The following is a 9084-nucleotide window of genomic DNA, read 5'->3' as shown; positions in this document are numbered from 1 at the left end:
GGCGGCGGCCGGCGCACGGCGAGCGGCCGATGGTCGAACCCGGCGGCGAGCCGATGAGCCAGCGCGCCGTCGAAGCCGAACCGGGTCAGCACGTCCGACGGCGGCAACGCCGCGAAGTCCCCCAGCGTCTTCACCCCGAGCCGACGCAGCAGATCGGTCAGCTCGGGCCGTTCGAGCGCCTCGACGGTCACCCCGGCCAGGAACTCGCGGGTCCGCCCCGGCGCGACGATCCGGCCGTCCCGCGCGGCCAGCCCCGCGGCGAACACCCCCTCGGCGATGCCGGCCTGGCTCTCCACCTCGCACGCCTGGGCGACCTGCTCGACGATCCGCTCGGCCGCCGCCTCCTCACCGCCGAAATACCGGGCCGGCCCGCGGGCGGCCAGCGCACACGCCCCGGGCCGGATCACCTCGACCCCGGCCGCGACCTCCTCGATCGCGGTCACCACCGGCTCGAACGCCCGAGCGTCCCGCCCCGGATCGTGGTCCACGACCACCAGCCGCGAACACCGCCCCTGCGCCTCGCGCCGCCGCAGCCCGCGCCGCACACCCTCCAGCCGGGCGGCCTCGGAACAGGCCACCACCCGGTTGGCGTGCAGCACCGCCACCGGCCCGGCCGCGGGCACCCCATCGACGATCTCGGCCGCGATCACCGGCCAATCAGGACACCAGATCATCAGGGTACGAACACCGGCCGGCCCGCCCCCGCCTACTGCACTCCCCCGCCCGGCCTTGCTCACGCGGACCTCCGCCGGCGCCGCGCATCACCGCCAAGCCCCACGTCACCGCCAGCCCCCGCGACACCACCAAGCCCCGCGACACCACCAAGCCGCACATCACCGCCGCGCTTCGCGACACCGTCATGCCCTGCGATACCGCCAAGCCCCATGCCAAGCCCTGCGACACCGCCAAGCCCCGCAACACCACTCAGCCGCCCCGAGGCGGCGGCGTGCCAACCCGAGACGCCAGACCAACCCGAGACGCCAGGCCCGCCGACCGGACACCCCGCTCCCGCGATTCGTCCGCGAGCCGGCATCGCAACACGATCCGCCCGCGCCCGGCCGGAGCGCGACGCCGGAGTCTCCGGTCCGGCCACCGGCGCGGACGGCTCGAGGAAGTCCGCCCAGAAGGGCCGCGGCGCGGAGGCCGGGCGTTCGGAAGCGGCCGCCTCCAGCCGCTGCCGGCGCAGAGCCGCCGGACCGAGCCATGCCGCCCGCCGCGCGACACTCGCGGGCGAGAGGCAGGCGGTGGTCACCAGGTCGGTCCGCTTGCCATGCCGTTCATTTCGCGACTTCGCCCGCAGCCCCGGCGCCTCGAGCACACCGGACCGAAACCGCCCGGAAGCCGAGTTGGCACCGGTCCCCCTGACGGCGCCGGCCGGGATGAAGGCCGCCCGCACGTCATCGGAACAGTCCAGCGAATCCACCAGCCCGGCACCGGCCCAGCCGGAGCCCGCATTGACCGGCGCGGGCGAGCCCGCAAAAGGCGCGGAACCTACGTTGGGCACAGAGACGGGCGTGCGGGTCGACGCGGACGGATTCGGCTCGGCCGAGGTGCGGGGATCCGCGACGGCCGAGATGCGGGGATCCGCAACGGCCGAGGTGGGGGAATCGGCCTCGGCCAAGGCCCGGGGATCCGCCTCGGCCAAGGCCCGGGGATCCGCCTCGGCCAAGGCCCGGGGATCCGCGACGGCCGAGGTGGGGGAATCGGCCAAGGCCCGGAGATCCGCTTCGATCGACGTGCGGGGATCCGCCGCGGCCAAGGTCGGGAGATCCGCCTCGGCGAAGGTGTGGGGATCCGCCTCGGTTGACGGGTCCGCGACGGCGGACTGCGCGCCGTCCTCGGAGGCGGGTGGCGGGGGGAACGGCGGCGGCAGGGTGAGGCCGGGCATCCACATCGTCGTCTCGCGGGGGCGGGCGGCCGCTCCCCGGCCGCGGGCCAGCACCGTGACCCGGCGACGCCGCAGGCGGCCGTGGCCGTGGCCCAGGCCCTCCCAGTCGCCGTGCGTCACGCGCAACGTGACGTCGGCGCCGGACCACGCCCCGAACGGCACCAGCACCGCGCCGCGCTGCCGTGCCCGCGCGGCCAGTCGGGCCGCGATCGGCGCCGCCACCGGGCCCGGCACCGCAGTGACCACCACGTCGACACCGTCGATCAGGGCGCCGACCACGGTAGGCCAGTCGGGGCCGGGGCTGGGCACCAGCGCGAGCCGGTCGAGGGCGATGCCGCTCTCGGCGGCGGCCAGGGTGCCCAGGTCGGGCAGGCCCACCACCGCGCACCACGAACCCGCCCGCGAGGCCGCGGACAGCAACGCCAGCAGCAGAGATGTCGCGCCGATGCCGGCGTCCACCGAGACCGTGCTCCCGCGCCGCAGGCCGCGGCCGGGCAGCAGCCCGCTCAGCTCGGGCACCACCGGCAGCAGCCGGTGCACGCCGGGGGTGTCCGCCTCGGTCGCCGGGCGTACCAGATCGGCCAGGGCGGCCGCACCGTTGATCATGCGTCCCGCCATGAGTCCGCCTCGTCTCGTTCGTTCGTCGGCCGGAGGGATCAGGCGGCGAGCGGCGGCTGGTACGCCAGGCCCAGCGCGGACTCCACCACCGCGACGAACTGCTCGGCCGCTCGCAGCAGGTCATCGGCCTCGCGCGGGCTGACCACGCGGGGGATGCCGGCCTCGGCCGCGGCGCGCTTGCTCGCGCCCAGCGCGAAGTAGCTCGCCCACTCGCTGAACTCGGGCGCCACCATGACCAGCAGTGACCAGACGCTGGTGACACGGGTGCGGCGCTGGGGCGCGGCGGGCCGGGCCCGGGCGGCGAGCACGGCGGCGGCGGCGCGCAGGGCGGCCATGTGGGCGGTGGCGTAACGCTGGCCGTCGGCGCGGGTCTGCGCCGCCTCGGCCAGGCCGCCGCGCGCGATGGTGAGGAGCTGGGCGGGTGTGCGGTGCGGAAGCATGTGCGCGGGAACGGTGGGCGCGTCCGCGGACCGGGCCGCGGCGGTCGGCGCGTGCGCCAGACCGGGCACCAAGCCGGCCGGACCGGCCGCCGGGTTGCTCGCCATCATCAATCTCCTCAGCACGCTGCGCATCCGAACGCAAGACACCCATGAAGCAGGGGCATTCCATGAATCTGGACGCCGCCGCGGAGGAAGACGCGGCGGATCGGGCAGCCGGCCGGGTGCGAGAGCTTCCCCACACCGCACCCGGCCGGACAGTGCCGGCGGGTCCGCCGCCCGCCGCCCGGGGGTCGTTGGGCGGCGAGCGACGAGCCTGCCTATGGGCCCGGATCCGCGAAAATCCGGACCACCGCGCGACGCTTCGCGGGCGTCGCGCCCGGGAGCTGCGCCGCGAATCGCCGCTCCCGTCGTCAGCCGGGGTTCGAACGCTAGTTTCGAACACCCGTTCTAACTACTGGAGAGAGTAACACCCGGGTACGACAAAAATGCAAGCCCGCGCGAGCGACGGAAAACCGCAGGTCAAAGATCAGCCGCCGACGTGGATGCCGGGCCGCCGGGCGGGATCGGGCTCGCTGCTGCGGATGATCTCGCGGACCACCGGCGCGGTGTCGCCACGGCCCAGCAGCAGGTAGCGGAAGAGGTGCACCAGCGGGCTGCCCTCGGCCCACTCGAAGTAGCAGTGCGGGCGTACCCCGGTCCCGTCGCGCAGCGCGAGCAGCACCGCCGCGATCGCGTTCGGCGCGGCGGGGCTCTGCACCCGCAGGATGCGGAACGACCCCACCTCGACCCCGCGCACCCGCAGCACCTCGCTGAACTCCGACGGGTCCACCACGTCGACCTCGAGGAACAGCACACCGGAGGCGCCGGGCACCGGGTTCATGCCGCGCTGCTCGCGCTCCTTGGCGACGTACTCCGCCTCGTCGCCGGCCTGGCGGCGGTTGGCCACGATGTTCAGCTCGCCGTCGTCGGCGATCTCCTCGGCGATGAACCGGCGGGCGGACTCGTCGAACTCGATGCGCTCGGCGCGCAGCTCGGTGGTGCGCGTGACCCGCGAGATCAGCGACACCACGATGATCCCGGCCACGAAGACCGCGGAGATCGCGATGCCGTCCGGTTTCTCGACGATGTTGTCGCCCAGCGCGTACAGCAGGACCAGGGTGAGCAGCGTGAAGCCGGCGGTGGCGCGTATCTGCCGGCGCCGCGCGGCCGAGATGGTGACCGCCACCGCCCCCGACACCATCATCGCCAGGATGCCGGTGGCGTACGCACCGGCCTGCTCGTTCACGTCCGCCTTGAAGACGATCGTGATGCCGATGCTGATCGCGGTGTAGACCAGCACCACCGGCCGGACCGCACGCCCCCACTCCGGCGCCATGCCGTAACCGGGCAGGTACCGCGGCACGATGTTGATCAGGCCGGCCATCGCCGACGCGCCCGCGAACCAGAGGATCAGGATGCTGCTGATGTCGTACGCCGTCCCGAACACCTCGCCCAGCCGCTCGTGCGCGAGATAGGCCAGCGCACGGCCGTTGGCCGGGCCACCCTCCTCGAACGCGGAATGCGGGATCAGCACCGTGGTCACGAAGCTGGTCGCGATCAGGTAGACGCTCATGATCAGCGCGGCGGTGGTGAGCAGCAGCCGGGTGTTGCGGATCCGGGACCGCAGCCGCTGTTCCCGGCCCTCTCCCCGGGCGGCGATCAGCGGCATCATGCTGACCCCGGTCTCGAAGCCGGAGAGCCCGAGCACCAGCGCCGGGAAGGCCAGCAGGGCCGGGCCGGCCGTGCCGAGGAAGCTGCCGTGCCCGGTGGTCAGCGCGGCGGTCCAGGAGCCGAACGCCCCCGGCGTGGTGAAGACGTCGGCGACGCCGACCACGGTGACCACGGCGTTCAGCCCCAGGAACACCGCGACCAGCGGGATCGCGACCGCCACGGCCTCGGTGAAGCCGAGCAGGAAGACGAAGCCGAGGATCAGCAGCAGCACGACGGTGATCAGCACGTTGTGCCCGTGCAGGAAGCTCGGCAGATAGGGGTTCTCGGCCATGTGCACCGTCGCGTCGGCCGCGGAGAGCGTGATCGTGATGATCCACGAGGTGGCCACGAACCCGAGCAGCACGAGCACGAAGATCTTGCCGCGCCAGAACGGCAGCAACCTCTCCAGCATCGCCACCGAGCCCTGCCCGTGCGGGCTCTCCTGCGCCACCCGGCGGTACATCGGCAGCATGCCGGCCAGCGTGAGCACCACGATCAGCAGCGTGGCCAGCGGCGAGAGGGCACCGGCCGCGAGCGCCGCGATGGCCGGGAGATAGGACAGCGTGGAGAAGTAGTCCACCCCGGTCAGGCACATCACCTTCCACCACGCCTGCTGGTGGGTGCCCTCCTCGGACTCCGGCCCGACCGGCTGCACCCGGTGCTCGAGCAGCCAGCGGCTCAGCCCGCGCGACGGCTGATAAGGACGAACCGGGCTGGGGACGGCGTCCGGCACATCGATCTCGGTGCTCATGGCTCTCTTTCCGCCCGCAATCGGCGCCGGATGCCAGGATGCATCCGGCGGGCGACAATACCGGGATCAACAACAGATGAGGGGTACGGATGCCGAGCGTGATCGTGGTCACCGGAGCGAGCTCCGGGGTGGGCCTGGCAGCGGCGGAGCAGTTCGCCGCCCGGGGTGACGAGGTGGTCGTCGTGGGCCGCGACCCGCACCGCCTGGCGGCCGCCGTGGACCGCGTCCGGGCCGCCGGGAACGGCCGGGAGCCCGCCCGGTACCAGGCCGATTTCGAACGGCTCGACGATGTGCGTGCGCTCGCCGACGGCCTGCTCAGCGCGTACCCGAAGATTGATGTTCTGGCCAACAACGCCGGCGGGATGATCGGCGGATACCGGCGGACCCCGGACGGGTACGAAGCGACCGTGCAGGGCAACCACCTGGGGCCGTTCCTGCTCACCGAACTGCTGCGGGAGCGGCTGCGCGGCGGCCGGGTGGTGAACACGGCGTCGGAGGCGCACCGGCGCGGCACGTTGGATCCCGGCGATCTCACCGGAGCGCCGGATCGCTATTCGGGCTTTCCCGCCTACGGCGGGAGCAAGGCGGCGAACATCCTCTTCACGGCGGAGGCGGCCCGGCGCTGGCCGGACATCCTGAGCGTGGCCTTCCACCCGGGCGTGGTGCGTTCGAACTTCGGCGACGGCGCGGTCGTGCGGTTCTTCTACAGGTACACACCGTTCCTGGTCAGCCCGGAGAAGGCGGGGGCGCTGCTGGTGTGGCTGGCCACCGTGCCGGCCGGCGAGCTGGAGAACGGCGGCTACTACGTGGGGCGCAAGCTCAAGAAACCGGCGGCGCAGGCGGCGGATCCGCAGCTCGCCGCCCGGCTGTGGGAGGCCAGCACGAAGGCGGTCGGCGTCTAGCCGGGTCAGCAGTCGGCGATCGCGTCCTCGATGGTGTCGTGGACCGTGAAGAGCCGGTGCAGGTTGGTGATGCGCAGCATGTCGCGCAGCACCGGAGTGGCGGCGACCAGCCGCAGCCATCCGTCGTGCGCCTCGACAGCGCGGTGGATGTCGACGAGCAGGCTCAGGCCGCTGGAGTCACAGAAGGTCACCGCCGCCAGGTCGAGGACGAGCCGGTTGTGACCCTCGCCGATCGCGCGTTCGGCGGCGCCGCGCAGATGGTGGCGGCTGTCGCGGTCGATCTCGCCGGCCACGACGAGGATCCGGCTGTCACCGGGACCGTCCTTGGCGGCGACGGCGAGGATGTCGGGAGTCATGATCGAGCGCCCTGTCCTTCGAGGATGTGGAACATCGTCAAGGCACGCTACGGTGCGCGACGGACGAAGACCACTCTGCCAGCAGCAATGTCGCGTCGTCCGCCGGTGGACCGTGCTGATGCTCGATCACCGCATGGGACAGCCGGCGCAGGGTCTCGGCGACGGGCAGCTTCTCGGCGGCGTGCTGTTGCACCAGCTCGACCAGGCGATTCACGCCGAACTGCTCGCCGGTCTCGTCACGCGCCTCGGTGACACCGTCGGTGTAGAGCAGCAGCCGGTCACCGTCCTCCAGCCGCTGCTCGCCGATGGTGACGTCGGCGTCGTCGATGCCCAGCGGCATCCGGCCGCCGCCGGTGACCTGCGCGACATCCGCACCGTGCCGCAGCAGCAGCGGCGCGGGGTGCCCGGCGTTGAGGTAGCGCAGCAGCCCGGTCTCCAGGTGCAGCTCGGCCAGGAATCCGGTCACGAACCGCGCGTCCGGGAACTGCTCGAGCAGGGCGGCGTCGACGGCCCGGGCCTGGTCCTGCAGGCCACCACCGGCGCGGCGGGTGGCTCGCATCACCGAGATCGCGACCGCGGTGGCCAGCCCGGCCCTCAGGCCGGCACCGGCGGCGTCGAGGATCGCGACCTGCCCGACCGGGCCGTCGATGGCGTAGTCGTACCCGTCACCGCCCACGGAATAGCAGGGCTGCAGCACCGCCGCAACGGTGAGCTGGTCGCACGAGACGGTCAGCGGTTGCAGCAGCTGCCACAACAGCTCGGAGGCCGGGGACATCGGCTGTGACCGGCGCACCAGCTGCAGATGGTCACCCCGCGGCTCGGTGGTGGTGATCAGGTGCCCGACCAGCCCGGCGAACATCTCACAGCGCTGCCGCAGGCCGGGCGCCTGAAGGTCGACGCCGGCCGGCAGGACGAAATCCACCACGCCGAGGCGATCGGTGCCGTTGACCATCGGCACCCACCACCGCCCGTCACCGGCGACCGGGCTCACCGTGGCGAAGGCGCGCCCGGGCTCGGAGTCGTCGACCGGCACCGGCTTCGGGGTATCGCCGCCGAACGAGGTGAGTGCCCGCAGGGCGACCTGCTCAGCATCGACGAGATACACGGTGGCGGCGATGCCCAGCCGCGCCATGGTCTCGGTGACGGTCTCGGCCATCTGGTCGGGCCGCCACAGATGCGAACGGCCGAGCACTCGGTCGACCGCGTCGAGCCAGGCCCGCTCGTCCGCATGGTTCATGACGATCACCCTACGGTCTTTCCCGGGCGTGTGGCCCGGTCACGCCCCGCCGGTCACGCCGGTGGGACGACGAACTCCGCCCACACGTGTTTGACGTCGCCGTCGGTGTACCAGCCCACGTCCAGCGCCAGCTTGCGAGCCAGCTGCATGCCCAGGCCACCGGCGCCCGGCGGCCGGTCCTCGTCCAGCTCGGGGACGATGCCCGGTTCCTCGTCCGCGACGACCAGGACGAACGATGTGTCCGTCCGCAGGAGCTGCACGACCGTCGGCGGGTGCGCGTGCGTGAGGGCGTTGGTGGCGAGCTCCGTGGCGACCACCGCGACCTTCTCCGGGATCTCGTCCAGGGGTGTCCCCTCGGGCAGTAACTCGCCGGTGATCGCCTTGTGCAGGGAGGCGCGCAGCGACCGGAGCTCGGTGTAACTGTCGAGCACCCACCGCTCGACCTCCGTCGCGGGCTCGGGCGGGCGGGAAGTATGCAGGAGGTTCACGGCGGGCGTAGTTCCCCGTGGGACGCCGGTTCATTCGTCCCGGGCGGCGTGGCCGGCCGGGACGCGCGCGGCAGAATGAACGGATGCAGAGCCATCCCAATGTCGTCGCGGTGCAGGACGCGCTCGACGCCGCCGGCGCGACGGCCGGTGACGGGCAGCCCGCCCAGGTCATCCTCCTCGACGAGGCCGCGCACACCGCCGCCGCGGCGGCCGCGGCGCTGTGCATCGAGGTCGGGCAGATCGCGAACTCGCTGATCTTCGACGCGGACGGCGAGCCGCTGCTGGTGCTGACCTCGGGGGCGCACCGCGTGGACACGGCCAAGGTGTCGGCCGCCCTCGGCGTCGGCAAGCTCAAGCGCGCGACGCCCGAGTTCGTGCGCCTGCACACCGGGCAGGTCATCGGGGGTGTCGCGCCGGTCGGTCATCCCAAGCCGGTGCGCACGCTGGTGGACACCGCGCTGGGCGGGTTCGACGTGGTGTGGGCCGCGGGCGGCGTACCCCAGGCGGTCTTCGCCATCACCTTTCCGGAGCTGGTCCGCGTCACCGCCGGGACCCCGACGGACGTCGCGTGACCGTGTCGCTGCCGGTCAGCCTGCACGTCTGGCGTGTGCCGCGACGCCGGCTCGGCGCCGCCTTCCTGCGGATGGCGCGCGAC

At 73.0% G+C, this 9084-nt stretch carries 8 protein-coding genes and 1 pseudogene; 2 read left to right on the top strand and 7 right to left on the bottom strand.

Annotated features, from left to right (window positions below):
* The 4 genes and pseudogenes from AB0M20_RS14050 to AB0M20_RS14035 form a co-directional block, all read right to left on the bottom strand.
* The coding region (locus tag AB0M20_RS14050) for a DNA polymerase Y family protein (RefSeq protein WP_364297965.1) at window positions 1–674 on the bottom strand (674 nt) is incomplete at its 3' end.
* A 1205-nt stretch (window positions 675–1879) separates the two neighbouring features.
* Window positions 1880–2506, bottom strand: a pseudogene (locus AB0M20_RS14045) (hypothetical protein); the annotation flags it as partial.
* A 38-nt stretch (window positions 2507–2544) separates the two neighbouring features.
* Window positions 2545–3051, bottom strand: a complete 507-nt coding sequence (locus AB0M20_RS14040) for an SAV_6107 family HEPN domain-containing protein (RefSeq protein ID WP_364297963.1) — start codon at window positions 3049–3051, stop codon at window positions 2545–2547.
* Between the two features lie 421 nt (window positions 3052–3472).
* Window positions 3473–5446, bottom strand: a complete 1974-nt coding sequence (locus AB0M20_RS14035) for an amino acid transporter (RefSeq protein ID WP_364297961.1) — start codon at window positions 5444–5446, stop codon at window positions 3473–3475.
* An 89-nt stretch (window positions 5447–5535) separates the two neighbouring features.
* Here AB0M20_RS14035 and AB0M20_RS14030 point away from each other — a divergent pair, with 89 nt between their 5' ends.
* The gene (locus tag AB0M20_RS14030; RefSeq protein ID WP_364297959.1) at window positions 5536–6348 is read left to right on the top strand and encodes an SDR family NAD(P)-dependent oxidoreductase; all 813 of its coding nucleotides are present in this window, start codon (window positions 5536–5538) and stop codon (window positions 6346–6348) included.
* 5 nt (window positions 6349–6353) lie between these two features.
* Here the strand turns inward: AB0M20_RS14030 and AB0M20_RS14025 are convergent, their stop codons facing one another.
* The 3 genes from AB0M20_RS14025 to AB0M20_RS14015 are packed head-to-tail and all read right to left on the bottom strand — an operon-like array spanning window position 6354 to window position 8429.
* Window positions 6354–6704, bottom strand: coding sequence for an STAS domain-containing protein (locus tag AB0M20_RS14025; protein WP_364297957.1), 351 nt, complete (start codon window positions 6702–6704; stop codon window positions 6354–6356).
* Between the two features lie 37 nt (window positions 6705–6741).
* Entirely contained in the window at window positions 6742–7941 is a 1200-nt protein-coding gene (locus tag AB0M20_RS14020; protein ID WP_364297955.1) for a PP2C family protein-serine/threonine phosphatase, read from the bottom strand.
* 53 nt (window positions 7942–7994) lie between these two features.
* The gene (locus AB0M20_RS14015; protein ID WP_364297953.1) at window positions 7995–8429 is read right to left on the bottom strand and encodes an ATP-binding protein; all 435 of its coding nucleotides are present in this window, start codon (window positions 8427–8429) and stop codon (window positions 7995–7997) included.
* 83 nt (window positions 8430–8512) lie between these two features.
* On the opposite strand from AB0M20_RS14015, the gene AB0M20_RS14010 reads away from it, so the two are divergent.
* Window positions 8513–9001 carry a YbaK/EbsC family protein gene (locus AB0M20_RS14010; protein ID WP_364297951.1) on the top strand — a complete coding sequence of 163 codons (489 nt, stop codon included), beginning with the start codon at window positions 8513–8515 and terminating at the stop codon, window positions 8999–9001.
* The last annotated feature ends 83 nt before the right edge of the window (window positions 9002–9084 follow it).

Source organism: Actinoplanes sp. NPDC051633 (assembly GCF_040681735.1).
Taxonomy (GTDB): domain Bacteria; phylum Actinomycetota; class Actinomycetes; order Mycobacteriales; family Micromonosporaceae; genus Actinoplanes.
Note: the sequence above shows the minus strand (reverse complement) of the source record. Positions and strands in the feature narration are given on the sequence as shown.

Excerpts from the sequence above, each read along its gene's own strand:
- AB0M20_RS14010 (WP_364297951.1), top strand. The coding sequence starts at position 8,513 with ATGCAGAGCCATCCCAATGTCGTCGCGGTGCAGGACGCGCTCGACGCC.
- AB0M20_RS14020 (WP_364297955.1), bottom strand. The coding sequence starts at position 7,941 with ATGAACCATGCGGACGAGCGGGCCTGGCTCGACGCGGTCGACCGAGTG.
- AB0M20_RS14025 (WP_364297957.1), bottom strand. The coding sequence starts at position 6,704 with ATGACTCCCGACATCCTCGCCGTCGCCGCCAAGGACGGTCCCGGTGAC.
- AB0M20_RS14040 (WP_364297963.1), bottom strand. The coding sequence starts at position 3,051 with ATGGCGAGCAACCCGGCGGCCGGTCCGGCCGGCTTGGTGCCCGGTCTG.
- AB0M20_RS14035 (WP_364297961.1), bottom strand. The coding sequence starts at position 5,446 with ATGAGCACCGAGATCGATGTGCCGGACGCCGTCCCCAGCCCGGTTCGT.
- AB0M20_RS14030 (WP_364297959.1), top strand. The coding sequence starts at position 5,536 with ATGCCGAGCGTGATCGTGGTCACCGGAGCGAGCTCCGGGGTGGGCCTG.